The sequence below is a fragment of the Pseudoalteromonas sp. Z1A8 genome, from assembly GCF_011378855.1.
Classification (GTDB): Bacteria; Pseudomonadota; Gammaproteobacteria; order Enterobacterales; family Alteromonadaceae; genus Pseudoalteromonas.
In genome coordinates, this window is the sequence record NZ_WTLB01000033.1 from 19151 (window position 1) to 43201 (window position 24051).

At 39.9% G+C, this 24051-nt stretch carries 26 protein-coding genes; 23 read left to right on the forward strand and 3 right to left on the reverse strand.

Going from position 1 to position 24051, the window contains the following annotated elements; translation table 11 throughout:
- Positions 1-15: 15 nt before the first annotated feature.
- Genes flhF through GQR55_RS13460 form a run of 13 tightly spaced genes read left to right on the forward strand, consistent with a single transcriptional unit; the run spans position 16 to position 11963 of the window.
- Positions 16-1497, forward strand: coding sequence for a flagellar biosynthesis protein FlhF (gene flhF / locus GQR55_RS13400; RefSeq protein ID WP_166420996.1), 1482 nt, complete (start codon positions 16-18; stop codon positions 1495-1497).
- Positions 1490-2350 (forward strand): MinD/ParA family protein, encoded by an 861-nt coding sequence (locus GQR55_RS13405; RefSeq protein ID WP_002959312.1) that lies wholly within the window; start codon positions 1490-1492, stop codon positions 2348-2350. Before flhF ends, GQR55_RS13405 begins: the two co-directional genes overlap by 8 nt.
- Before the next feature lie 26 nt (positions 2351-2376).
- Positions 2377-3087 carry an RNA polymerase sigma factor FliA gene (locus GQR55_RS13410; RefSeq protein WP_033012732.1) on the forward strand — a complete coding sequence of 237 codons (711 nt, stop codon included), beginning with the start codon at positions 2377-2379 and terminating at the stop codon, positions 3085-3087.
- Positions 3088-3127: 40 nt separating this feature from the next.
- Positions 3128-3511, forward strand: coding sequence for a chemotaxis response regulator CheY (gene cheY / locus GQR55_RS13415; RefSeq protein WP_008132609.1), 384 nt, complete (start codon positions 3128-3130; stop codon positions 3509-3511).
- Positions 3512-3528: 17 nt separating this feature from the next.
- Positions 3529-4302 (forward strand): protein phosphatase CheZ, encoded by a 774-nt coding sequence (locus GQR55_RS13420; RefSeq protein WP_166420997.1) that lies wholly within the window; start codon positions 3529-3531, stop codon positions 4300-4302.
- Positions 4303-4317: 15 nt separating this feature from the next.
- Positions 4318-6498, forward strand: a complete 2181-nt coding sequence (locus GQR55_RS13425) for a chemotaxis protein CheA (RefSeq protein ID WP_166420998.1) — start codon at positions 4318-4320, stop codon at positions 6496-6498.
- A 58-nt stretch (positions 6499-6556) separates the two neighbouring features.
- Entirely contained in the window at positions 6557-7723 is a 1167-nt protein-coding gene (locus tag GQR55_RS13430; protein ID WP_166420999.1) for a chemotaxis response regulator protein-glutamate methylesterase, read from the forward strand.
- The gene (locus GQR55_RS13435; RefSeq protein ID WP_166421000.1) at positions 7716-8480 is read left to right on the forward strand and encodes a flagellar motor protein; all 765 of its coding nucleotides are present in this window, start codon (positions 7716-7718) and stop codon (positions 8478-8480) included. Before GQR55_RS13430 ends, GQR55_RS13435 begins: the two co-directional genes overlap by 8 nt.
- Before the next feature lies 1 nt (position 8481).
- Entirely contained in the window at positions 8482-9441 is a 960-nt protein-coding gene (locus GQR55_RS13440; protein WP_166421001.1) for a flagellar motor protein MotB, read from the forward strand.
- 12 nt (positions 9442-9453) lie between these two features.
- Positions 9454-10224: a ParA family protein gene (locus GQR55_RS13445; RefSeq protein WP_166421002.1), complete on the forward strand. Its 771-nt coding sequence runs from the start codon at positions 9454-9456 to the stop codon at positions 10222-10224.
- A gap of 3 nt (positions 10225-10227) precedes the next feature.
- A complete protein-coding gene (locus GQR55_RS13450) occupies positions 10228-11022 on the forward strand; it encodes a chemotaxis protein CheW (RefSeq protein ID WP_166421003.1) in 795 nt (264 codons plus the stop codon).
- Between the two features lie 24 nt (positions 11023-11046).
- Positions 11047-11544: a chemotaxis protein CheW gene (locus GQR55_RS13455; RefSeq protein WP_166421004.1), complete on the forward strand. Its 498-nt coding sequence runs from the start codon at positions 11047-11049 to the stop codon at positions 11542-11544.
- Positions 11545-11561: 17 nt separating this feature from the next.
- Positions 11562-11963: a DUF2802 domain-containing protein gene (locus GQR55_RS13460; RefSeq protein ID WP_166421005.1), complete on the forward strand. Its 402-nt coding sequence runs from the start codon at positions 11562-11564 to the stop codon at positions 11961-11963.
- A gap of 31 nt (positions 11964-11994) precedes the next feature.
- Here the strand turns inward: GQR55_RS13460 and GQR55_RS13465 are convergent, their stop codons facing one another.
- On the reverse strand, positions 11995-12303 hold the full coding sequence (locus GQR55_RS13465; protein ID WP_024589934.1) for an EscU/YscU/HrcU family type III secretion system export apparatus switch protein: 309 nt from the start codon (positions 12301-12303) through the stop codon (positions 11995-11997).
- A gap of 2 nt (positions 12304-12305) precedes the next feature.
- Complete coding sequence (locus GQR55_RS13470) at positions 12306-14756, reverse strand: flagellar hook-length control protein FliK (protein ID WP_166421006.1); 2451 nt, start codon at positions 14754-14756, stop codon at positions 12306-12308.
- Positions 14757-14868: 112 nt separating this feature from the next.
- On the opposite strand from GQR55_RS13470, the gene ccmA reads away from it, so the two are divergent.
- From ccmA to GQR55_RS13520, 10 genes are read left to right on the forward strand one after another with little or no spacing between them, the layout of a single operon-like run.
- Positions 14869-15489, forward strand: a complete 621-nt coding sequence (gene ccmA, locus GQR55_RS13475) for a cytochrome c biogenesis heme-transporting ATPase CcmA (RefSeq protein ID WP_166421007.1) — start codon at positions 14869-14871, stop codon at positions 15487-15489.
- Positions 15489-16175, forward strand: a complete 687-nt coding sequence (gene ccmB, locus GQR55_RS13480; RefSeq protein WP_166421008.1) for a heme exporter protein CcmB — start codon at positions 15489-15491, stop codon at positions 16173-16175. Before ccmA ends, ccmB begins: the two co-directional genes overlap by 1 nt.
- A complete protein-coding gene (locus GQR55_RS13485) occupies positions 16175-16912 on the forward strand; it encodes a heme ABC transporter permease (RefSeq protein WP_024610533.1) in 738 nt (245 codons plus the stop codon). Before ccmB ends, GQR55_RS13485 begins: the two co-directional genes overlap by 1 nt.
- A 2-nt stretch (positions 16913-16914) precedes the next feature.
- Positions 16915-17118, forward strand: a complete 204-nt coding sequence (gene ccmD / locus GQR55_RS13490; RefSeq protein ID WP_149614289.1) for a heme exporter protein CcmD — start codon at positions 16915-16917, stop codon at positions 17116-17118.
- Positions 17115-17594 carry a cytochrome c maturation protein CcmE gene (ccmE, locus tag GQR55_RS13495; RefSeq protein WP_166421009.1) on the forward strand — a complete coding sequence of 160 codons (480 nt, stop codon included), beginning with the start codon at positions 17115-17117 and terminating at the stop codon, positions 17592-17594. Before ccmD ends, ccmE begins: the two co-directional genes overlap by 4 nt.
- Positions 17595-17596: 2 nt before the next feature.
- Positions 17597-19567, forward strand: coding sequence for a heme lyase CcmF/NrfE family subunit (locus tag GQR55_RS13500; protein WP_166421010.1), 1971 nt, complete (start codon positions 17597-17599; stop codon positions 19565-19567).
- The gene (locus GQR55_RS13505; protein ID WP_166421011.1) at positions 19564-20133 is read left to right on the forward strand and encodes a redoxin family protein; all 570 of its coding nucleotides are present in this window, start codon (positions 19564-19566) and stop codon (positions 20131-20133) included. The genes GQR55_RS13500 and GQR55_RS13505 overlap by 4 nt, the downstream gene beginning before the upstream one ends.
- Positions 20133-20594, forward strand: coding sequence for a cytochrome c-type biogenesis protein (locus tag GQR55_RS13510; RefSeq protein WP_166421012.1), 462 nt, complete (start codon positions 20133-20135; stop codon positions 20592-20594). Before GQR55_RS13505 ends, GQR55_RS13510 begins: the two co-directional genes overlap by 1 nt.
- A complete protein-coding gene (gene ccmI / locus GQR55_RS13515) occupies positions 20595-21851 on the forward strand; it encodes a c-type cytochrome biogenesis protein CcmI (protein WP_166421013.1) in 1257 nt (418 codons plus the stop codon).
- Between the two features lie 9 nt (positions 21852-21860).
- The gene (locus GQR55_RS13520) at positions 21861-22592 is read left to right on the forward strand and encodes a VacJ family lipoprotein (RefSeq protein WP_002959276.1); all 732 of its coding nucleotides are present in this window, start codon (positions 21861-21863) and stop codon (positions 22590-22592) included.
- A gap of 60 nt (positions 22593-22652) precedes the next feature.
- Here the strand turns inward: GQR55_RS13520 and GQR55_RS13525 are convergent, their stop codons facing one another.
- The gene (locus GQR55_RS13525) at positions 22653-23879 is read right to left on the reverse strand and encodes an HDOD domain-containing protein (protein WP_166421014.1); all 1227 of its coding nucleotides are present in this window, start codon (positions 23877-23879) and stop codon (positions 22653-22655) included.
- Positions 23880-24051: the final 172 nt, after the last annotated feature.

Consider the following 24051-nt stretch of genomic DNA (forward strand, 5'->3'; position numbering starts at 1 on the left):
AACAGGGGTTAAACCATGAAGATTAAACGTTTTTTTGCTAAAGATATGCGCACAGCACTTAAAGAAGTTAAAGATGAGTTAGGTGTTGATGCGGTTATTATGTCAAATAAGAAGCTGGCTAACGGTGTAGAAATTGTAGCGGCAGTTGATTATGACAAAGCAGCCCCTAAAGTAGCAGCGCAACCACAACGTACTGCTGAGCCTCGTGTTCAAGCGCCACAGCAAAGTATGCATAATTTTATAAAGCCAGAGCCTCAGCGTGCCAAACCTGAGCCTCAAGCAAAAGTGGCTGACAGCTTACAAGCATTATTAGAGCGTCAATCACCGCGTCCACGTTCTCCTGAACTAGCATCTATGTTTTCACAATCGGGTATTGATACAACCGATAACTATCAAGAACCGGCTGCGCAGCCGCGTACTAAAAATATGTTTGCACGTGATGATGAAGCCCTGGCACGTCCACAAACTCAAGCCGATAGCTTAGGTTTTGATGATTTAGACCGTGACTTTGATGATTTAGATAGCCCGGTAACTGCTCGCCCACAAAATAAAAATAATGAAAGCGAAGAAATGACAACAATGCGTGAAGAAATGAACGCAATTCGTCAATTATTAGAACATCAAGTATCGGGTTTAATGCAGCAAGACATGGCACGCCGCGACCCAACTCGTGCTTGTATGGTTGACCGTTTGGTCGGCATGGGTATTGATAAAGAAGTCGCGCAGCAAATGGCATGTTTTGTACCTGACGATGTATCTCGTCAACAAGGCTGGAAAGCATTGCTAACAATGGTTGAAGATCAAATGCAAACGACCAATAACGAAATACTTCGCCAAGGTGGTGTATATGCGTTAGTGGGTCCAACCGGTGTGGGCAAAACCACGACAGTTGCTAAGCTTGCAGCGTTAGGTGCACAAAAGTATGGCGCTGATAAAGTGGCCTTAATAACCACGGATACATACAGAATTGGTGCTTATGAGCAGCTTGCAACTTACGGCCGTATTATTGGTTGTGGTGTTAAACAAGTTAAAGATGCTAATGAGTTAGCTGAAGTTTTATATCATTTACGAAATAAACGTCTAGTGTTAATTGATACGGCAGGTATGAGCCAACGAGATTTACGCTTAACTGAGCAGTTAAATACGTTAATGCGCAACCAGCGTGTGGACATTCGCAACTACCTGGTACTCAGTGCCACAGCGCAAATGAATGTATTACAAGAAACTGTACGCCACTTTAAAAAAGTACAGTTAAGTGGTTGTATTTTCACCAAGTTAGATGAATCATTAAGTTTGGGTGAGATTATTAGTATTGCGATTCAAAATCGCCTTCCAATAGGGTATCTTACTAACGGACAACGAGTACCAGAAGATATTCGTGTTGCAAATGCTGAAAAACTAGTGAAAAAGGCTGAGCAATTATATTTAAAAAGAACAAAAGCACAACATTCAAGGCATCAAGCAGTGGCGCCAAGTACAGTAGGGATGTATGATTAACACAGTATTAGATCAAGCAAGCGGCCTGCGCAAAATGAGTCAAAACAATAACAACGGCGTTAAAGTTATCGCTGTAACCGGTGGTAAAGGTGGGGTGGGGAAAACAAATGTTTCTCTAAATACCGCTATTGCACTAGGGCAGCAAGGTAATAGAGTACTAGTACTGGATGCTGACTTAGGTTTAGCAAATTGTGATGTGATGCTTGGTTTACGTGTAGAGCGTAATTTATCACATGTTTTGTCTGGTGAGTGTGAGCTTGACGAAATTTTAGTTGAAGGTCCTGCTGGTATTAAAATTGTACCCGCTACATCGGGTTCGCAAAGTATGGTTGAGTTATCACCATCGGAGCATGCTGGACTAATTCGTGCGTTTAGCGAATTGAATACCGAATTTGATATTTTAATTGTAGATACCGCCGCTGGTATTTCGGACATGGTGCTGAGCTTTTCGCGCGCAGCACAAGATGTAATGGTTGTAGTGTGCGATGAACCAACATCAATCACAGATGCTTACGCACTTATTAAAGTATTAAGCCGTGAGCATGGCGTTTATAAATTTAAAATTGTTGCCAATATGGTCCGCAGTATGCGTGAAGGCACTGAATTATTTGCAAAGCTATCTAAGGTTACCGATCGCTTTTTAGATGTGTCAATGGAGCTAGTAGCAACGGTTCCTTATGACGAAAATATGCGCAAAGCAACGCGTCGTCAAAAAGTAATAGTAGAGCTCTTTCCTAATTCGCCAGCCGCTCTTGCGTTTAAAACGCTGGCAACAAAAGCAGTTAAATGGCCAATACCAAACCAACCATCGGGGCATTTAGAGTTTTTCATTGAGAAACTAGTAAACGGCTAATTATGACAATATTGGTGAATAGAGCTATGGGATATCAATCAACACAAAACTTAAATGTGATTGTTGAGAAGCATGCATCACTTGTCAAAAAAGTGGCATGTCATCTAATTGCTCGATTACCACCTAGCGTTCAGCTTGATGATTTAATTCAATCAGGAATGATAGGTTTAATAGAAGCTTCAAAAAACTTCGATGCAACTAAGGGCGCAAGCTTTGAAACCTTTGCAGGTATTCGTATTCGTGGTGCCATGCTAGATGAAATGCGCCGTGGTGATTGGGCTCCTCGCTCAGTACATCGTAAAAGCCGACAAGTTGCAGAAGCAATTACAGGGCTCGAAAGTAGTCTTAATCGCGAACCAACAGATACAGAAGTTGCTGAAAAACTTGAAATTTCACTCAATGAGTACCATCATATTTTAAATGATGTGAATGCGAGTAAAATACTAGGTATTGAAGACCTTGGTGTTGATGAGGATGTCATTACTCCCGTAGGCCAAGATTTAGCGCAAGATAAACCTTTTAATAATGTTAAAAATGATCGGTTTAATGAGTCTTTGCTAAGTGCAATTAAGTCATTACCAGAGCGTGATGCAATGGTGCTTTCTTTGTACTATAACGATGAAATGAATTTAAAAGAAATAGGACATATACTCGATGTAAGTGAATCGCGTGTAAGTCAGATACATGGTCAGGCGATGATTAAGCTTAAAGCTAAAATCAATGACTGGATAAATTAGTAGTAAGTAAACAAAGGTTAATACCTCACTGGGGGATGTTTTGGATAAAAACATGAAAATTCTTGTAGTTGATGATTTTTCAACGATGAGACGCATTATAAAAAACCTGTTACGTGATTTAGGTTTCACTAACGTTCAAGAGGCTGATGACGGGTCTACAGCTTTGCCTATGTTGCAAAATCAAGTGTTTGATTTTGTAGTTACTGATTGGAATATGCCTGGAATGCAAGGTATTGACCTTTTAAGAGCAATTCGTGCAGATGATAAGTTAAAACATATCCCTGTATTAATGGTAACGGCAGAAGCTAAAAAAGAACAAATAATAGCTGCAGCGCAAGCTGGCGTTAATGGTTATATTGTTAAGCCTTTTACGGCTGGAACATTAAAAACTAAGTTAGAAAAAGTATTTGAACGCTTAGGCTAATGATGGGGGAGAGGCTTATGCCAGCACTAGCTGCGCCTCAAATAACGTTAGAACAAGCTCGTCAGCTCGTTGTTTTTTTAGAAAATGATGAGCAAGATAAAGCAAATCAGTTGATTTTAGAGACTGCCTCGCAAGAGCAGTCTGAATTATTTGCTGAAGTTGGAAAGTTGACCCGTCAATTGCACGAAGCCCTTAAAAGTTTTGAGCTTGACACTCGCTTAACTAACATAACGACTGATGCTATTCCAGATGCTAAAAAGCGGCTTAATTATGTTATAGAAATGACAGAAAATGCGGCTAATAAAACAATGGATGCAGTGGAGGCTAGTCTTCCTATAGCCCAGCAATTAGCAGATGAAATATCTCATATCAAACCGACATGGGATCGTTTAATGAGCCGCGAGATCGAGCTTGGTGAGTTTAAACAACTTTGCCACAGTATCGATAAGTTTATGAATAACTCTCATCATAAAACAGATGAGCTTCAAAGCTTAATGACAAATGTACTAATGGCTCAAGACTATCAAGACTTAACAGGCCAAGTTATTCGCCGTGTTATAGAACTTGTTAGGGAAGTAGAAGAAAGCTTACTTCATCTTTTAACAGCGTTTGCTGAACAAGATGACAGTGACAGCACCGTGAATAAAGTAGAACAACAAAAAATAAAAGAACCAGTTGCCACACAAACTTTAGCAGGTCCTGAAGGCCCTATTATTGATAAAGAATCGCGTAACGATGTTGTATCTGATCAAGATGAAGTCGATGATCTTTTATCAAGTTTGGGCTTCTAAGAGGAGAGTAACTGCATGTTTGAAGTCGATGAAGATATTTTACAAGACTTTCTCGTAGAGGCAGGAGAAATCCTAGAGCTTTTATCTGAACAGTTGGTTGAACTGGAAAATAATCCAGAAGATACAGAGTTACTAAACGCTATATTTAGAGGCTTTCACACTGTAAAAGGTGGCGCAGGCTTTTTAGCTATGACAGAACTTGTTGATGCTTGTCATGGTGCTGAAAACGTATTTGATTTATTACGTCAAGGCGTGCGGACGGTCAATTCAGAGTTAATGGATGTTATTTTACAAGCGCTCGACACCATTAATGAAATGTTCGCGACTATCCAAAATAGGGATAAGCCAGAACCTGCAGATCCTGAATTACTTCATACCCTTCACATTTTAGGTCTACCTCCAACAGAAGATGAGCTTAACGGTGTATCTTCGAACAATGAAGTTGAACAACCTCAAAACGAAGTAGTTGATACGCCCATAGTTGATGACGAAGATCCGTTTGCATTTGATGAACTATTTAGCGGAACGCCTTCGGTTAGCGATGCTGAAATTGATGAAATAACTGAAGACGAATTTGAAAACTTACTGGATGAACTACACGGTAAAGGACAAGGTCCTGTAATTGAGAAGCCAGTAGCAAGCAGCAATGACTTTAATGGTGACATTACGGATGATGAATTTGATAGCTTATTAGATGAGTTACATGGAGTCGGCAGTTTTGGTGATGTTGTAAGTAAAGCGCCTGTAGAACCAGCAAAACCAGTCTCAAACACGGTTAATTCATCAGATGATGAAATTAGTGATGACGAGTTTGAAGCACTCCTTGATGAACTTCATGGCAAAGGCACTGCACCTAAATCAATAGAAAGCACGTCAGCTGTGAATCAGCCCAATATTCCTGCAACACCAGCCGCTAAAGCTAGTGTGCCTGTAAAAAAACCAGTGCCTGCGAAAGCACCTGTTTCTAAACCGGTAGAAAAGCCTGTTGTTAAAGCAGCACCCGCAGCGGCAAAAAAATCAGCGCCGCCAGCAGCAGAAACTACCGTTCGTGTAGATACAAAACGACTTGACCAAATTATGAATATGGTTGGTGAGTTAGTACTTGTGCGAAACCGCTTGGTTAGTTTAGCAACTAATTCAGACAGTGAAGCGATGGGCAAGGCTATCTCTAACTTAGATGTGGTTACTGCTGATATTCAAGGTGCAGTAATGCAAACCCGAATGCAGCCAATCAAGAAAGTATTTGGTCGATTCCCTCGAGTTGTTCGCGATTTAGCGCGCAGTTTAAACAAAGACATTGACTTAAAGCTTGTAGGTGAAGAAACCGATTTAGATAAAAACTTGGTGGAAGCACTTGCCGATCCGCTTGTGCATTTAGTTCGAAACTCAGTTGACCATGGTATTGAAATGCCCGCTGTTCGTGAGGCCGCAGGTAAGTCTAGAACAGGTAATGTTACTTTATCAGCGTCTCAAGAAGGCGATCATATTTTGCTAACCATTAAAGATGATGGCGCAGGTATGGATGCTGAAAAGCTGAAAAAAATAGCAATTAGTAAAGGCGTGCTCGATCACGACCAAGCGAGTCGACTTTCTGACACCGAAGCGTATAACTTGATTTTTGCACCCGGCTTTTCTACAAAAGAAGAGATATCTGATATTTCAGGTCGTGGTGTAGGAATGGACGTGGTGAAAACTAAAATCACCCAATTAAACGGTTCAGTAAGTATTCAATCTGAGTTAGGCGTAGGTACTATTTTAGAAATAAAAGTACCACTTACCTTAGCTATATTACCGACCTTAATGGTGATTGTTGGCTCACAAACATTTGCGTTACCACTTGCCGGTGTGAGTGAAATATTCAACTTAGATTTAACTAAGACAAATGTAGTTGATGGGCAATTAACAATTATTGTGCGTAAAAAGGCAATACCGTTATTTTACCTTGAGCACTGGTTAGTAAAGGGCTCAGATCGTTCTCAGCGAAAAGCAAAAGGCCACGTAGTCATTGTCCAAATTGGTACGCAGCAAATAGGTTTTGTTGTTGACTCGCTAATTGGTCAAGAAGAAGTTGTAATTAAACCACTTGATGCATTACTACAAGGCACGCCAGGTATGGCAGGTGCTACAATTACTTCGGATGGTGGCATTGCACTGATTTTAGACGTTCCAAACATGTTAAAACATTACGCAGGCTGATAATAAAGTAGGTATATATTTAATATATACCTACGCATAAATTTAATAAGAGAGCTAAATGGCCGTTAAAGTTTTAGTTGTTGATGATTCAAGCTTTTTTCGCCGCAGGGTAAGCGAAATTCTTGAGCAAGATAGCGACATACAAGTTATAGGCTTTGCTGTGAATGGCAGAGAGGCTGTTGAAAAAGCAGCTCAACTACGTCCTGATATGATTACTATGGATGTCGAAATGCCTGTGCTCGACGGTATTAGCGCAGTTAAAGAGATTATGGCGAGTAATCCAACGCCTATTTTGATGTTTTCATCACTTACGCGTGATGGCGCAACTGCAACATTTGATGCGCTAGATGCAGGAGCAATGGATTTTTTACCGAAAAAGTTTGAAGACATTGCACGCAATAACGAAGACGCAATAAAGCTTTTACAAAGTAAAGTGAAAGACATAGGGCGGAGACGTTTACCGCGAACATTTAGAGTTCCAACACCGCCTAAGTCAGTAATTCCAACTAAACCAACAACAAGTTCACTTTCGCAAAGAACAAGCACATTAACGCCTTCCATAAAACAGCCTGATAGAAGCTTTCAAAAAGCAACCCCTGCAACATCGTCAGGTTCAAATGTTGCCTCAATGCGAGCAAGTGGAAAGCAATACCAGCTTGTTGCTATTGGTACTTCTACAGGCGGGCCTGTTGCACTGCAAACTATACTGACTCAATTGCCAGCTAATTTTCCTCACCCGATTTTACTTATTCAGCATATGCCAGCTGCATTTACACCTGCATTCGCAGCGCGCTTAAATGGTCTGTGCCAAATAAAAGTTAAAGAAGCACAGCAAGGTGACCGCTTACAGTCTGGAACTGCTTATTTAGCGCCTGGTGGACAGCAAATGATGGTAGAAGGGCGTGGAGCAAATAGAACTCTGCGCGTATTTGAAGATCATAGCGAGAGAATAAGCTATAAACCGAGCGTAGATGTTACTTTTGCAAGCGCAGCCAAAACGTATCAAGGTGATGTACTAGCTATTGTTTTAACAGGAATGGGCGCTGATGGACGTGACGGTGCCAGAATGTTAAAACAAACGGGTGCTACTATTTGGGCGCAAGATGAGAAAAGCTGTGTTGTTTATGGAATGCCTCAAGCCATTGCTAATGCTGGGCTTTCGAGTGAAAGCTTAGCACTGAGTGATGTTGCGGCGCGCATAAAGAGAGAGGTGGGCTGTGGATAAACTCTCAGTATTTGGACTATTTGTAGCACTAGGCGCAATAAGTTTAGGGTATTCTTTAGAAGGCGGCGTTGTTTCTGCTTTATTTAATGGCCCTGCACTTATTATTGTATTAGGCGGCACGCTTGGCGCTGTTATGTTGCAAACATCAGCAAGTACCTTTAAAAAAATGTTAAATATGAGCTCGTGGGTTTTTGTTGCGCCACAATACGATATTGAAGACGCAATAGAGCAAGTTAAACGATGGTCTCATAAAGCGCGTCAAGAAGGTTATTTAGCGCTTGAAAATGAAGCGCTGGCTCACCCAGATGCGTATGCTGCAAAGGGTTTAAGCTTACTTGTAGATGGCTGCTCAGAGCAAAAACTGCATGACACACTAGAAATTGATTTACTGCTAGAACGCGATCGTTTACTTGAAGCTGCGCGTGTTTATGAAGCAATGGGAGGCTACAGTCCTACCATTGGGATTTTAGGCGCAGTGCTTGGTTTAATACAGGCAATGTCGTTTATTACTGACCCGCAAATGCTTGGTGCGGGCGTTGCAACGGCATTTATTGCGACCATTTATGGTGTTGGCTTAGCTAATTTATTGTTTTTACCTATGGCAAATAAGTTAAAGCAGCGTGTAGAGCAAAAAATGCTTTACCATGAAATGTTTGCTGAAGGGATTATCGCAATAAGCGTTGGCGAAAGCCCAGTAAATATAGAATTAAAGCTTGAAGCCTACCGCGTAGAGCGTCCTAATCTAGTGGGCGAATAATATGTTACGCCGACGACTTCGTCATTCTGCTCCTAAAAGCCAACATACAGAACGTTGGCTTGTATCGTATGCCGATTACATGACCATTATGTTTGCCTTTTTTGTAGTGCTGTATGCAATAGCGATTAACAAAGAAGAGCAATTTCAAATATTGTCAGACTCCCTCGAACATGTTTTTGATAAATCAGCCCGCCAGCACTCTGGTCAGGGTGAAGGCGTCAATGGTAATGGGATATTGACCGATAGAGTGACACCTGAACAAGAAGTTCTTTACGGCGAAAGTGTTTTAAAAGAAGAACAAGGCCCAGAGCTACTCGACGGTCAAAGTGATACAAGTAACATACAACAAAAATATCTAGGAAAGCCTCTCGACAGCTTACTAACTAAATTACAGTCAGCGCTTATTGATGAAATTCGCGATGGAGAAGCTAGTTTAGAGCTTAACCAAGATTGGCTGATTATAGAGCTAAGCTCAGGCATGCTATTTTCAAGTGGTAGCTCAGTGGCACATTCTAGGGCAAAGCAAGTCGTCAAAATTGTTAAAGATATTATTGCTCCAGTAGATAACTATGTAAGAGTTCGTGGCTATACTGATGATGAGAGTATTCGTAATGAAATATTTCGCTCAAATTGGGAGCTCTCTGTAGCTAGAGCCACGTCTATTTTGGTAGAACTTGAAGCATTAGGTATTAATTCTGCCAGAATGGCGATAGAAGGTTATGGCCAATACTCACCTTTTGCAAGTAACGACACAGAGCAAGGGCGAGCAGAGAATCGTAAAGTTGTTATCGCACTTTCTAAGTATGGGCTACCGCCAAAAAAAGATATTGAAAGTCATGAGCAATCTGATGAACCTTTAGTGGCCGAGCCTGAAATTGAATTACCTTCAGATGACGATACAATAAAAATAATTCGTTTGCCTCATGGTGGTATTCGCATAACAACGCGCAATGAACAGTAATTAGGATGTAATGTGAAGATTTGGACTGTCGCTAATCAAAAGGGGGGAGTTGGTAAAACAACGACCGCAGTGAGCCTTGCTGGTATTTTGGCCTTGCAAGGTAAGCGTGTGTTGCTTATAGATACAGACCCCCATGCATCACTCACTTATTACTTTGGCATTGACTCAGAAGATTTAGAAGTCAGTGTGTACGATATTTTTGCACGTGGAACAAGCATGCAAAGTGAAGAAATACTTCAAGCTTTATGCCCATCAACACTTGATAATCTAGATATTTTACCCGCAACAATGGCGATAGCCACGCTTGACAGAAGTATGGGTAATAAAACAGGCATGGGGTTAATACTAAAAAAAGCGCTTGCAAAAATAAGCGAACATTATGATTATGCCATTTTAGATTGCCCTCCGGTTTTAGGAGTGTTGATGGTGAATGCGCTTGCAGCAAGCGAGCGGATTTTAGTACCAGTGCAAACGGAATTTTTAGCACTTAAAGGCCTTGATAGAATGATGCGTACCATGGAATTAATGCAAACCTCTCAAGCGAAAGATTATCAATATACTATAATTCCTACTATGTACGACAAACGAACTAAAGCATCGTTAGAAGCATATAAAACGCTGCAAAATACATACGGTGATAAAGTTTGGCCTGGTGTAATACCGGTGGATACCAAATTTAGAGATGCAAGCTTTGCACAAAAAGTGCCTGTAGAGTATTGTCCTCGCTCGCGTGGTGTGTACGCATATAAAGCACTACTAGAATATTTAATTGAACAAGGTTAATGAATGAGTAAGCAATTGTTTGCTAATGAAAAAGTAATGAAACAATACTTAGGGGCTTTGTTATGTGAAGACGAGCCTGTAGATGACCTTGAGCCAGTTGCAAAATTACTTGAGAAAATTCCAGACGATTCACAGCAAGAGCGCATTCATTTAAAACCTAAAGAACAGATAAAAGCAGCAGAAAAAATATTTGATAAAGACTTACTCAATGCTGAAATTGAGCCAATAGTTGAACCAACGTTTGAGGCTGAAGAAGTTAATAAAGCCGCAGATGATGAAGTTACAAATCCTGTAACTACTACAATAGAAAAACCAGAGCCAGAGATTGAGGCCAATAGTCAATCTGACTATTTTGATGGTGAGTTTCAGGCATTATTTTTTGAAGTAGCAGGTTTAACTCTTGCGGTGCCATTAAAAGCACTCGGCGGTATTCATCAATTAGGTGAAGTAAATCATTTGTTTGGTAAGCCAAAGTGGTTTAAGGGCGTTATGCTCAACAGAGAAGAAAAGCTTAATGTTGTTGATACTGCGCGTTGGGTAATGCCAGAAAAGTATGATGATAAATTAGAAGCGTCTTTAAATTATCAATATTTAATTACCTTAGGCGATAGCCAGTGGGGTTTATTGGCTGAAAAGTTGATAAATAATATTACATTGCGTAAAGAAGATGTAAAATGGCGTACAAATAAAAGTAAGCGCCCATGGCTTGCTGGTGTTATAAAAGAAAAAATGTGTGCTTTAATAGACGTAGATAATTTAAATATATTATTAGAGAAAGGCTTAGATAGCCGTCAGTAATAATGACCATTAGGGGGTAATAGCATGAATCAAGATAAATTACTGTCAGCAAATAAAAACGCAGATAATAATGATGAAATTTTACAGTGGGTTACGTTTAAGCTAGAAGAAGAGACTTACGGCGTAAATGTAATGCAAGTTCAAGAAATACTGCGTTACACAGAAATAGCCCCTGTACCAGGTGCACCTTCTTATGTGATTGGTATTATTAACTTACGTGGTAACGTTGTAACGGTTATTGATACACGTTCACGTTTTGGTTTGCTACCTGCGGATGCAACTGACAACTCTCGTATCTTAATTATTGAAGCAGAAGAGCAAGTTATTGGTATTTTAGCTGATAGCGTATCTGAAGTGGTTTATTTACGCAGCTCTGAAATCGACAGTGCACCAAATGTTGGTACTGAAGAAAGTGCTAAGTTTATTCAAGGTGTTTGTAACCGCGATAACGAATTACTGATTTTGGTTGATTTAAATAAATTACTCAGTGATGACGAATGGGATGAGTTAAGCGATATATAAGCTTTACCAAATAAATTATGCTGTTACTTAGTATAGCTATATCAGCGTTAGCGGTAGGACTTATATCGCTTGCGCTAATAATTGCATTAAAAAATAAACAAGCGAATGAAATTAATGCTGTATTGCAGCAGCTTAAAGATAGTTCAGAACAAACTCATATTTTGCGCAGTGAAATATCAGAGCTTAGAACAGGGCTCTTAAGTATTGGTAAGCGCGTGCTTGAGGTTGAGCAACAAAATCAAGATTTAATGCAACAACAAGCAGCGCAAAAGTACGATGATCCTGATGCCAAAATTTACTCTCGTGCTGTAAAAATGGTTGAATTAGGTGCGGACCTAGATGAAGTAATACGCGAATGTGAATTACCTAGAGCAGAAGCCGAATTACTATTTTCATTACATAAACAAAAAGGCGCTTAGCGCCTTTTTGTTTATAAACGTATAAATAATCTCACGCTTTAATATTTAACTTACCTTGAAAATCCTGCCAACCTGGTGGAAATTGACCTCTTAATACATACGAAAACGCAATAAGCTCTGCAATGACATAATAAAGCTCTTTAGGGATTTCTTCTCCTAAGCTTAAATGCGACAACGTTTTAGCAAGCGCGGCATCTTCGTGGATCATAATTCCTTTTAATTTTGCCGCTGCAATTATTTCATCAGCTAACTCACCAAACCCTTTTACACTTACAGTGGGGGTGTTGCCAGCTTCGTATAAAAGCCCAATGGCTGATTTATTAATGGGTGTATCACTCATAACTAAACCTTAATATTAATGATTGCATGAGATTTATAAAATGCCTGATTACTTGCATCGCCTCGCTTTAAGTTAAGCTCTCCAACCTGTAAGCCATGCTTCGCTAGTTTAGATCTTAAATTATCTAAGTGAGGGTGAGCAATAGCGCTTACTTCTTGGCTTGAGGCTAATAGCTGGCAATCAAGTGCTTTATCCATTAGCTCAGCGGTAATTTGTAGTTGCCCAATTTGTGCATAATCAAAGTTCAGTCTTACAAACCATACATTTTTATCATCTAATTTATCCGCGCTTGGCTTTTTATATTGCCCCAGCGTTATTTCTGTTTGGGCGGCGTCTGGCGGTAATTTCATTGGTAATAAAAATTGTGCAAGTGGGTTTGTGTCTGGTTGTTGGTTTTGTGTTGAAACACTCACTTGGTTAAGTGTGTTTTTAACGTTTACAATTTCGCTGGCTAAAGCTTGCACTTGAGTTTGCTGAAGTTGCTCTAGTATTTTTGCCCCGCTGTTACCCGTTTTAAAGGTAGGTATGAGTACTTTTAAAAGTGCATCTAAACCAGTTTGGTTATTAAAGCTTATTGGTGTTACCGATTGGCTGATAATAGGGGCTGCTAAAATACTCACAGCAACTTGTTCAAGCCCTTTAGTAAAGCTACTTTGCAGCATATCGCCCGTTAATTGAGATGGTTGTAAGGTGGCTAATACTTCACGCTGTATGGTCGCAGGGTTAATATTATTACTTGAGACCATGCGATTAAATGCTTGGTTAATTAAGCGAGTTAAATCGGGCGTTTCTTTTGTCGCTTTATTTGTAATGTCAGTAATTTGACTACTTAAAAGTGGTTTGCTACCAGTCCCTATATTCATAGGGATTGGGGTATCAGGAAGCTTTAATAATGTGCTTAATAGCTTTGCTTCTATTGGTTGTAGCATTTGACTACGAGAGGCAATATTAGATAACGGCTCTGCTAATGGGAGAATGTTTTTAATCGTGGCTGAGTTTGCACTGTTTTGATTGTTGCCGTTTATTACTGGTTGCACTGAAGAGGTTATTTGCCCTTTAGTAACAATTTCACTTGTAGGCTTAATTAACGTATCAACTTTACTGTTGGTACTAATATTCAGAGGACTAAATTGGTTTGCTTTTAAATCATTAAGCAAAGGGCTAGTGACTTTACTTTGATTAATATTACTTGATATCGGCGCTTTAGCTGATGTTATTATTGTATTTTGTGGTGACTGCCAAATGCTAACACTTCCTTTCATAAGTTGAGTTAACTGCATAAGCGGCGGGAGTCTTGAAAAGTGCTCTGGCAAAATGTTACTTGTTAGCTGGGTACTTGCACCTTGGATAATATTAACTCTATTTTTCGGTGATTCGCTCAGTTGTATATCTAAAGGCACTTTTTGTAGAGCAGAGGGTATTGATGACGCTGTTAATTCAGATTTATTTGCTGCTGCAAAGGGCTTACTTTCAAAATATTTAACTGCATCATTAATTCGCGTTTTTAAATCACTAAAGCTATTTTGTAGCCACGACTTTATTGGGCTATCAGGTGTAAGCAGTGGGCTTACTTTAATAGTGGACGCAGAAAAAGGTATTTCAGGGACACTGCTTTTTTGCGCTAAAAGTAACTCGTTAAATGGTTTAGAAAATGAGTTGTTAAGCGTTACTTTTATATTGTTTGTATCGGTTTTAATAAATAATTTATCTGCCTGGTTCACTAAATTTACTTTAATAGGAGTGTTAGGTAGCTCGGCAAGTTGTTGATTAGTAATAGGCGTTGTAAACGAACCTGACTTTTGAGGATGAGTCAAAATTGCTAGCTTAGGTGTAGCTTGCAGTTGCGCACTAGGCAATAAGGCCGCGAGTAAATTAGTAAGCTTAGTTTGGCTAAGTGGTTGCGAGTGAATTGTATCTGCAAAGCGATTAATAACATTAAGCTGTGCGCCTTTGTTAGTAGTACTAACAACTACTTTTAAAGGCTGCTCGGTTATAAGTAACTGGGCTACCTCTTTATTTATTGCAATACTCGAGTTGAGTTTATCAATAACTAACTTAGGAGTAGGCGATATAACCACTTGTACATCCATGGGTTGGCTTTGTACCTCAGTGCCTGTGCTTACATAATTTAATAAACGCTGTAATTGCACTGGTTGATTTAAAGTAAGGGTTGTACTGCTTGGCGTGATGTTGAGCTGTTTGCCATCGGGACTGAGCTGTATGTTAGCACTGGCTATTTTTTGTAAATTTTGCGGTGCGCTTGTAGTGCCAAGTCTTAATGTTTGCCAATGCTTATCTATAAATACATCAAGCGTAATCGAGTCCTTCGAAAATTGAATGTTTTTAGCCGCAAGTACCTCATTAGGTAACTGTGGTAACTCATTGGTTTGGCTATTGGTCGATTGATTGATAACCAATGAATTAGATAATGTTATTTGCGTTGGCGTATTCATTATTTTAAATCAAGTTTTCTCTATTTTAAGTGAATCGATTTTAAAGCAATATTCGTATTACCCTATCATTATGGTAGACTAACGCCTAATTTTTGGCAGAGAGAATCTCATCTTGTTACACATTAAGTCCGTCACCTGCATCAAGCAAGATCGTTGTTTGTTTGCGGATCTTAATTTTAGCCTTAATAGCGGTCAAATCATGCAATTAGCGGGTCCTAATGGGGCTGGTAAAACATCGCTATTGCGTATTATCGCAGGCTTCTCTGTGCCTGACGAAGGGGCTGTTTTATTTCAAGAACAGCCTATATCTAAGTACTATGAAGAGTATGCCAGAGAACTGCTTTTTATAGGCCATAAAACAGGTGTAAACACCCAGCTCAGTGCAGTTGAAAATGTTCGCCACTGGTTACAAATTAATGGCTATATATACGAGCCAGACTTATACCCTATTTTAGCGCAACTTGGCCTTGTTGGACTTGAAGATGTACCCGTTAGAATGTTATCTGCGGGGCAACAACGACGTGTTGCTTTAGTAAGGCTTTGGCTAAGTGATGCAAAGCTATGGGTACTTGATGAGCCATTTACCGCGCTTGATAAAAGCGGTGTTGCCTTTTTACAGCAGCGATTTACCGAACACTTACAAAGTGGTGGCGCTATTTTATTAACGACCCACCAAGACTTAACTACCCACTTTAGTAACTTGCAAACAGTTACATTGGAGTATCGCCACTAATGACTCGTCAACACTCTTATTGGTTGTTATTTAGTGCGGTATTTAGCAAAGATGTAAAGCTTGCGTTTCGCCAGCGTGCCGAAATTGTAAATCCTATTTTGTTCTTCTTAATTGTAATTTCATTATTTCCGTTAGCGATAGGGCCTGAGCCCGGTCTATTGGCGAGAATGGCGCCGGGGATTATTTGGGTTGCCGCATTACTTTCTACCATGCTGGGCTTAGATAAGCTCTTTAGAGATGACTTTAATGATGGCTCATTAGAACAATTAATTGCATCGTCTTATCCGTTGTCGTTAACGGTACTTGCTAAAGTGGCTGCTCATTGGGTAGTAACAGGGTTACCGCTTGTATTAATGACGCCACTATTTGCGTTGTTATTAAACCTAGAAAGTACGGCGCTAACAGCAACCGTGTTAACATTATTATTAGGCACACCACTATTGAGCTTTATTGGCGCAATTGGCGCTGGGCTTACTGTGGGATTACAAAAAGGGGGTATTTTGATGAGTTTACTCGTACTGCCTTTGTATATTCCTGTTTTGATTTTTGCAACGTCAGCTATCGATACCAGTACTATGTCACTGGATTATAGCGGGCAGCTTGCCATCCTTGGTGCAATGTTACTTATTGCTATTATTAGCGCACCAATTGCCATATCGTCAGCTTTAAAAGTGAGTGTAAGTTAATGTGGAAATGGTTACATCCCTATGCTAAAGCAGAGCGTGCATACCAGTTATGCAATACGTTACTGCCTTATTTTGCCGTAGTTACCGTAGTTAGTATGATTGTTGGATGGGTATGGGGTCTTGGTTTTGCACCTGCCGATTACCAACAAAAAGACAGCTACCGTATCATTTTTATTCATGTTCCTTCTGCTATTTTATCTATGGGTGCTTACTCCTCAATGGCAATTGCCGCCATTGTTGCACTTGTATGGCAGCTGCGAAATGCTGAACTCGCCGTTATTGCAATTGCGCCTGTTGGTGCATGTATTACAGCTATCGCACTTATTACTGGCGCTGCATGGGGTAAACCTATGTGGGGTGCTTGGTGGGTGTGGGATGCACGTTTAACCTCTGAGCTTATTTTATTATTTTTATATCTTGGCGTACTTTCGCTTTACCATGCGTTTGAAGATAAAAAGTCAGCAGGGCGTGCGGCTTCTATTTTAGCGATTGTGGGCGTAATTAACTTACCTATTATTCATTACTCAGTTGAGTGGTGGAATACGCTACACCAAGGCGCAAGCATTACAAAGCTAGACACCAAAGCAATTGACCCAAGTATGTTTTGGCCACTTATGGTTAATATTTTAGCTTTTGCTGCTTTTGTAGGGACAGTGACTTTAATTCGTCTTAAAAATGAAATTTTACAACGCGAAAAGCACCGACCGTGGGTGCGTTTGTTGTTAAATAAGGGGTAATTATGCAGTTTGACTCTTTTTCTGATTTTATTGCAATGGGAGGCTACGGGTTTTATGTATGGCTTTCTTTTGGTACGTGCGCACTTATTTTACTCGGTATTTTAGTGAACTCTTTAAGAGATACTAAACGTATTATGGCTTCAGTAGAGCAACAAATAATACGTGAAGCGCGAATTAAAAAAGCTAAACAGGAACAAGTATCATGAATCCTAGACGTAAAAAGCGCCTATTGGTAATTATTGCCGTATTGTTTGGTATTGGTGGATCAATTGGTTTAGTGCTTTATGCACTCCAAGAAAACATAAATCTTTTTTATACGCCAAGCGAGCTTATCGATGGTAAAGGCCCTAATAAAGAAAAACCATTCATTGGGCAAAAGCTACGTATTGGTGGCATGGTTGTACCAGGCACGGTTGAACGTAATGAAGAGAGTTTGCAAGTAAGCTTTAAGCTAATTGATACAGGTCCATTAGTGACCGTGCGCTATCAAGGTATATTGCCTGATTTATTTCGTGAGGGGCAAGGCATTGTAGCGCAGGGCGTATTAATCGAACCTAATGTGATAGAAGCATTTGAAGTGCTTGCAAAGCATGACGAAGAATATATGCCAGCAGAAGTTGCTGAGGCAGTTAAAGGTATTAAGCACGAAAAACCAAAATACAACTTAGATAGTGGTAATTAGCTATGATCCCAGAAATTGGTTATTTTTCATTAACGCTTGCCATGGTGCTAAGCGTTTTACTGTGTATTTTTCCTCTTTGGGGCGCGCATACCGGTAATCTTCGATTAATGCGTGCAGCTCCCTCTTTAGCAATTGGGCAATTCGCTTTTGTTTTAATCTCTTTTGCAGCACTTATTTACGCCAGTGTAACGGATGATTTTACCGTATCGTATGTGGCATATCATTCAAGTAGTACACTGCCTTGGTATTATAAAATCACCTCTACATGGGGCGGCCATGAAGGTGCTATTTTACTGTGGCTAGTAATGCAAGCTGGTTGGACTGCAGTTGTCGCTGCGCGTTCTAAATCATTGCCTTGGGTGCTACGTGCTCGTGTATTGGGCGTACTTGGTTTTTTAGGTGTAGGTTTTATGATGTACACCTTACTACTTTCAAGCCCGTTTGAGCGCCTACTTCCTTATTTCCCTGTTGAAGGGCGTGATTTAAATCCGTTACTTCAAGATCCGGGCATGATTATTCACCCGCCATTACTTTACATGGGTTATGTAGGGCTATCGGTTGCTTTTTCTTTTGCTATTGCTGCGCTATTAACTGGCAAGCTTGATAACACATGGGCTAAATGGTCTCGCCCGTGGACAATGACTGCGTGGGGCTTTTTAACACTAGGTATTACAATTGGTAGCTGGTGGGCATACTCAGAACTTGGCTGGGGTGGCTGGTGGTTTTGGGATCCAGTCGAAAACGCATCATTAATGCCATGGCTTGTTACAACCGCATTACTGCACTCGTTAAGCGTAACCGAAAAACGCGGTGTATTTAAATCATGGACCGTATTACTTGCTATCGCAGCATTTTCATTAAGCTTGTTAGGCACCTTTATTGTGCGTTCAGGTATTATTGTATCGGTGCATGCTTTTGCTACAGACCCTGATCGTGGTTTATTTATACTCGCCTTTTTAGGCATAGTTGTAGGTGGTGGCTTAGCGTTATATGCACTGCGTGTATCGCAAGTACACAGCGAAGGCCGATACAAACTTGTATCACGCGAAGTGGCATTATGGCTCAATAATATATTTTTAGTGGTTGCTACATTAATTGTATTGCTGGGTACGTTATTACCTATGGTTCATAAAGAAATGGGCTTGGGCAGTATTTCTATTGGTGAACCGTTTTTTAATAAGATGTTTGCAATAATTTTAGTCCCGTTTGCTATTTTGATGGGAATAGGACCATTTTTACGCTGGAAGCAAAATAAATGGGCCTTTTTACAAAACAAAATATTAATGGGCGTATTAGCCAGTGTAGTGATTACCTGTGCTTGGTTGTTCTCAAGTTACGATTTAGTAAAACCACTTACGCTACTAGCCACCACGCTTGCAGTTTGGGTTGCGATATCAACAGTTATTGATATTTACACCAAAGCGGCTGTGCACGGTACCTTAAAAGAAGGCTTAAAACGTTTAGGTGTAAGCTACTGGGCAATGGTACTTGGACATATTGGTATTTCGTTTGTTATTGCAGGTGTAACACTTACATCTGCTTATTCAGTAGAGCGTGACGTATCGATGAAGCAAGGCGATACCGTTCAACTTAACGAATATGAATACCGTTTTGATGGTGTTAAAACGATTCGCGGACCAAACTACAGCGGCCATGCGGGTGTTGTATCTGTGCTTAAAAATAATGAGCTCGTAACACGCTTACACGCCGAAAAACGTAAGTACGACATTGGTATGCAGTTTATGACTGAAGCGGCAATAGACGCCGGTTTTACACGTGATTTATACTTAGCATTAGGTGAGCAGTTAAGCCAAGGTGCGTGGTCACTTAGAATTTATCATAAACCGTTTGTTCGTTGGATGTGGATTGGTGGTGTGCTTATTTCGCTTGCTGGATTTATGATTTTATTTGATAAACGCTATCGTACATCAGCTAAAACAGCTCGTAAGGCTGCATCGGAGAGTGTTTTATGAACCGTAAAATTTTAGCTATTGCGCCGCTTTTAGTGTTTGCTTTCGTATGTGTATTTTTATACCAAGGACTGTTTGCTAATCCTCGTGAAATTCAAACGGGACGATTAGGCCAAGAAATGCCATCATTTAATCTCCCCGATTTAATGCAAGACAATAAGCCGTGGACTAACGAGTCGTTAAAAGGTGAGGTTTACTTACTAAATGTATGGGGCACTTGGTGCCCAACATGTTTAGTTGAGCTTGGCTACTTAACTAAGTTACGTGAGCAAGGCGTTAAAATTATTGGGCTTTATTACGTACAAGGCTACGATGCTGACTTTGATGGCCCTTTTAATATGCAATCACTTCGCACAGAAGTGAGCGATATGCTGCAACGTGCTGGCGACCCATACCAATTTAACATTCTAGATTTACACCGTACTTTGTCATTGGACTTAGGTGTGTCGGGTGCCCCTGAAACATTTTTAGTCGATAAAAACGGCACTATTTTGTTGCATCACACGGGTGATATAAACCCGCGAGTATGGCGCGCTAAATTTGCGCCAATAATGCAGGAGCTTAAATAATGAAGTGGTTATTACTTACTCTTAGCCTTTTTGCAAGCATGGGTGCGTTTGCAGAGCAAGATCGCTATCAATTTGATAGTAATAAACAAGCAATATTGTTTGAAGAGCTGACTAAAGAGCTACGTTGCCCTAAATGTCAAAATCAAAACATTGCAGATTCAGATGCTGTTGTTGCCAAAGACCTGCGCGATAAAGTACTCGTGTTAGTTAAAGAAGGTAAGAGCAAAGACGAAGTGATTGATTACATGATCGACCGCTTTGGCTATTTTGTTCATTACGATCCACCGGTTACACCAGCGACTTTAGTACTGTGGGTATTACCTGTATTAATTGTCATAGTCGGCTTTGGTTTTATTGTTATTCGTCAGCGAAAAGCATCAGTAAAACAAACGTGGAGCAGCGACGACGAAATGCTGTTAGCTAAGCTAATTGAACAAAATAAACGTCAGGAGCAAAGTTAAATGATTTTAATGTGGGCGTGTTTTGTTTTACTCACACTGATTGCTCTTGGGTTTGTGATGTTACCTTTTTTAAAAAAAGAGCGTGTACAAACAATTACTCATAATGCCAATGCTGAGCTAATTAGCATATATGAGCAGCGTTTAGTTGATTTGCAAACTGATTTAGATAATCAACGTATTGATAGCGTAAATCATGCAGAATCAATCGTTGAATTAAAACGCCGTTTATTGAACGAGCTATCACCAGAGAAATCACTAAACAGCAAAGGTAATAATCGTATTTTTGCTTTAACGGGTGGCGCGTTTGTTCTGGCACTCACCGGTGTTTTTTATGGTCTAACGGGTAGCCAGCAACAAATATCAGCTTGGCATGATGCAATGGATAATTTAGCTGATTACGGCGAGCGCGCTGTAATGCAAACAGGCGAACCACTTAGCCAAAATGAGCTGCAGGCTTTTGCATTGGCGCTTCGTACTAAGCTTAGCCGCTCTGGCGATGACGAAGTTGCTTGGATGCTACTTGGTCGAGTTGCTATGTCACTGAACGAGTTTGATATGGCGCAGCAGTCATTTGATAAAGCATTGCGTATGAACCCTGATAATATGCAGGTACTTATTAGTTACAGCCAGGTTTTATTACTTGAAGGCAGTGAAGCTAATATGACCCGTGCGGCAGGTATGCTTTCAAAAGTACTAAAAGTTGAGCCTACAAATTTAGATGCTATTTCGTTACTCGCGCTGATAGCGTATGAGCGTAAAGATTGGCCGCAAGCCAAAGCCGCTTTTGAGGTTTTATTAGCGAGTATGGAAAAAAATGATTCTCGATATAGCATGATCTCTGAGCGTATTAGTGATATAGAACAGAAAATGCAAAGTGAAGGCTCTGTTATACCTGCTACTATCAGTAACAACAGCACGATTGCGGTTACCGTAGATATTGCAAAAGAGCTTATTGATAAACAACCAAAAGACGGCATTTTGTTTATATTTGCAAAAGCAGCAACGGGTTCGCCAATGCCGCTAGCTGCTGTTAAACTCGCTAAATATTCATTTCCAATTACTATTGAGCTAAGTGATAGTAGTGCGATGGTTGCAGGGCTTAACTTATCTAGTGCAGAAAATATTATTATTTCGGCGCGTATTTCTATAGATGATTCGGTTATGCCAAGTTCTGGTGAGCTAGAAGGGCATTCACAGTCGTTAAAGCGTGAAAGTGTAAGTGACTACCAACTTCAAATTGATACATTAATACCTTAAGGACGTTAGATGTTAAAACACAGTTTTACTTTTTTATGTTTATTGATACTAGCCGGGTGTGCTCAAGTACCACAAAGCAAAGTAGATGACAGGGATCCGCTGCAAAGTATTAATCGTCCGTTATACGACTTTAATATGGATGTATTGGATGCTTATTTATTGCGTCCAGTTGCTGTAGGTTATGTTGAAGTAACGCCTGTACCAGTAAGAAACGGTATTGTGAATTTTACGGGTAATATTACAGCACCTGTCGATATGATTAATGCGGGTCTACAAGGTAAACCGGGTAACGCAAGTGTGAGCCTCGCGCGTTTCTTAGTTAACTCTACTGTCGGTCTGTTTGGTATCTTTGATGTTGCAAGCTCACTTGGTCTTGAAATTGTCGACGAAGACTTTGGACAAACGTTAGGTGTATGGGGAGTGGGTGATGGTGCTTATTTAATGCTTCCAGGCATGGGTCCAACAACAGCACGTAATCTAACAGGTGACGTAGTCGACAATTTTGTATTACCTGAAGTTGCGCTAACGACTCCACAAACTATTTTAGTGTTTGTTTTAAAGGCTGTTGAAGCGCGTGCGTCATTAATCCCGCAAGAAGGATTATTAAATGATTCACTTGATCCGTACTTATTTGTAAAAGATATTTACTTTCAGCGTCAAATTTATGAGCTGTACGATGGCAATCCTCCAATTAAAGAAGAGCCAGCTGATTTTGATGAAGACTTTTTAGAAAGTTTATAATCTAATTACACTCACAAAAACGCCAGCTTAATGCTGGCGTTTTTATTTACCATTTATGTTTCACTTTTCGTTAACTATTAATTGCATTTGTTCATTAACCCAAGCCAGTGCTTCATGATAGGCATCAGGTACTTTTTCACCTAGATTTAACTCTTTAGTGATTTCGTTTGCAGCGGACCAGTTTGCTTGTTCGTAGTATTTAACTAAGCTCAAATACTTTGCTAGCAAGCCTTCATCGTTTAATAATGCTGCTTTTATATCATTAGAAAGTGGCAGCTTTTTCATTACGCTTTCCATGCTCTCATCTAAAATGGCATCCATTAGTGACATCATACCTGTTAAAAACGCCATACCGGTGTCTTTAAATTGACCATGAGATATAGCGAGTAATTCACCAAATCGAGCGCGCGTAAGTGATAGCCTAATAAGCTCTACAGGTTTATCTGCTGAGACTTGGGCTGCAAATAGTAGTGATAGTAACTTTTTAATTTCGTTAGCACCAAGTACTATAAGTGCTTGCTTAATAGTGCTTATTTCAGCACGCCTAGCAAACGCTGCTGAATTTGAATACCTAAGTAATTTATAAGATAGGTTTACATCACGCTCGAACACATTGGTGATCTTTTTAAGATCCATATCAACGCTTGATGTTTCGTAAAGTAATTCGGCTAACGCCATTTCTGAAGGTGGTAGAGCCTTACTTTGCACCATTTCAGGTTTTGAGAAGAAAAATCCTTGGAAATAATCAAAACCTAGCTCTAAAGCTTGTTGGTAAATTTCGTAGGTTTCTACTTTTTCGGCAAGCAACTTAATATGCGAGTGTGGTTTTAAGTCTTTAAGAACTGTTTTTATTGTATCTATATCGGATGCTAAAAAGTCTATTTTAATAATATCAATAAATGGGTAAAAATGACGCCATACAGGTTGATGAATATAGTCATCAAGAGCGATAGTGTAACCTTTATCTTTTAAATCTTTAACAATGGCTAATAAGCGTTTACCAGGCTGCACTGTTTCAAGTATTTCTACAACTATAGTATCTTTACCCAGTAGTGTAGGGTAACCCTTTAATAGCGTTTCTAGGGTAAAGTTTATGTAAGCGGGTTTATTGTCGGTTAAATCTTCTAAGCCAAAGTTAAACTGGCTACCCTCAATAAGTCGTGTAGTTGCTTCGTCACCATCTATATCGGGGAATACGTTATCAACGCCATCGCGAAATAAAAGCTCATATCCGATGAGTTTTTTATCTCTGTCTAAAATTGGTTGGCGTGCAGCGTAAAAATACATAAATAGTTCCGTAAGATTAATGTAATTAGTTATTGTAATAATATATGGCAAAAGACTCAAAATAGCATTACGTATATTTGCTAGATTAATAAATTATCATTAAAAATGAAGGCGTTTCTGCATTTAATTTATTATATTTCATCAATTCGCTTTTAAAATGCTCAACATGAAT

Excerpts from the sequence above, each read along its gene's own strand:
- GQR55_RS13460 (WP_166421005.1), top strand. The coding sequence starts at position 11,562 with ATGCTGTTACTTAGTATAGCTATATCAGCGTTAGCGGTAGGACTTATA.
- GQR55_RS13520 (WP_002959276.1), top strand. The coding sequence starts at position 21,861 with ATGTTAAAACACAGTTTTACTTTTTTATGTTTATTGATACTAGCCGGG.
- GQR55_RS13450 (WP_166421003.1), top strand. The coding sequence starts at position 10,228 with ATGAGTAAGCAATTGTTTGCTAATGAAAAAGTAATGAAACAATACTTA.
- ccmB (WP_166421008.1), top strand. The coding sequence starts at position 15,489 with ATGACTCGTCAACACTCTTATTGGTTGTTATTTAGTGCGGTATTTAGC.
- ccmI (WP_166421013.1), top strand. The coding sequence starts at position 20,595 with ATGATTTTAATGTGGGCGTGTTTTGTTTTACTCACACTGATTGCTCTT.
- GQR55_RS13410 (WP_033012732.1), top strand. The coding sequence starts at position 2,377 with ATGGGATATCAATCAACACAAAACTTAAATGTGATTGTTGAGAAGCAT.
- GQR55_RS13485 (WP_024610533.1), top strand. The coding sequence starts at position 16,175 with ATGTGGAAATGGTTACATCCCTATGCTAAAGCAGAGCGTGCATACCAG.
- GQR55_RS13455 (WP_166421004.1), top strand. The coding sequence starts at position 11,047 with ATGAATCAAGATAAATTACTGTCAGCAAATAAAAACGCAGATAATAAT.
- GQR55_RS13420 (WP_166420997.1), top strand. The coding sequence starts at position 3,529 with ATGCCAGCACTAGCTGCGCCTCAAATAACGTTAGAACAAGCTCGTCAG.
- GQR55_RS13500 (WP_166421010.1), top strand. The coding sequence starts at position 17,597 with ATGATCCCAGAAATTGGTTATTTTTCATTAACGCTTGCCATGGTGCTA.
- GQR55_RS13440 (WP_166421001.1), top strand. The coding sequence starts at position 8,482 with ATGTTACGCCGACGACTTCGTCATTCTGCTCCTAAAAGCCAACATACA.
- GQR55_RS13425 (WP_166420998.1), top strand. The coding sequence starts at position 4,318 with ATGTTTGAAGTCGATGAAGATATTTTACAAGACTTTCTCGTAGAGGCA.
- GQR55_RS13470 (WP_166421006.1), bottom strand. The coding sequence starts at position 14,756 with ATGAATACGCCAACGCAAATAACATTATCTAATTCATTGGTTATCAAT.
- GQR55_RS13510 (WP_166421012.1), top strand. The coding sequence starts at position 20,133 with ATGAAGTGGTTATTACTTACTCTTAGCCTTTTTGCAAGCATGGGTGCG.
- ccmE (WP_166421009.1), top strand. The coding sequence starts at position 17,115 with ATGAATCCTAGACGTAAAAAGCGCCTATTGGTAATTATTGCCGTATTG.
- ccmD (WP_149614289.1), top strand. The coding sequence starts at position 16,915 with ATGCAGTTTGACTCTTTTTCTGATTTTATTGCAATGGGAGGCTACGGG.
- GQR55_RS13430 (WP_166420999.1), top strand. The coding sequence starts at position 6,557 with ATGGCCGTTAAAGTTTTAGTTGTTGATGATTCAAGCTTTTTTCGCCGC.
- GQR55_RS13465 (WP_024589934.1), bottom strand. The coding sequence starts at position 12,303 with ATGAGTGATACACCCATTAATAAATCAGCCATTGGGCTTTTATACGAA.
- GQR55_RS13505 (WP_166421011.1), top strand. The coding sequence starts at position 19,564 with ATGAACCGTAAAATTTTAGCTATTGCGCCGCTTTTAGTGTTTGCTTTC.
- GQR55_RS13405 (WP_002959312.1), top strand. The coding sequence starts at position 1,490 with ATGATTAACACAGTATTAGATCAAGCAAGCGGCCTGCGCAAAATGAGT.
- GQR55_RS13525 (WP_166421014.1), bottom strand. The coding sequence starts at position 23,879 with ATGTATTTTTACGCTGCACGCCAACCAATTTTAGACAGAGATAAAAAA.
- flhF (WP_166420996.1), top strand. The coding sequence starts at position 16 with ATGAAGATTAAACGTTTTTTTGCTAAAGATATGCGCACAGCACTTAAA.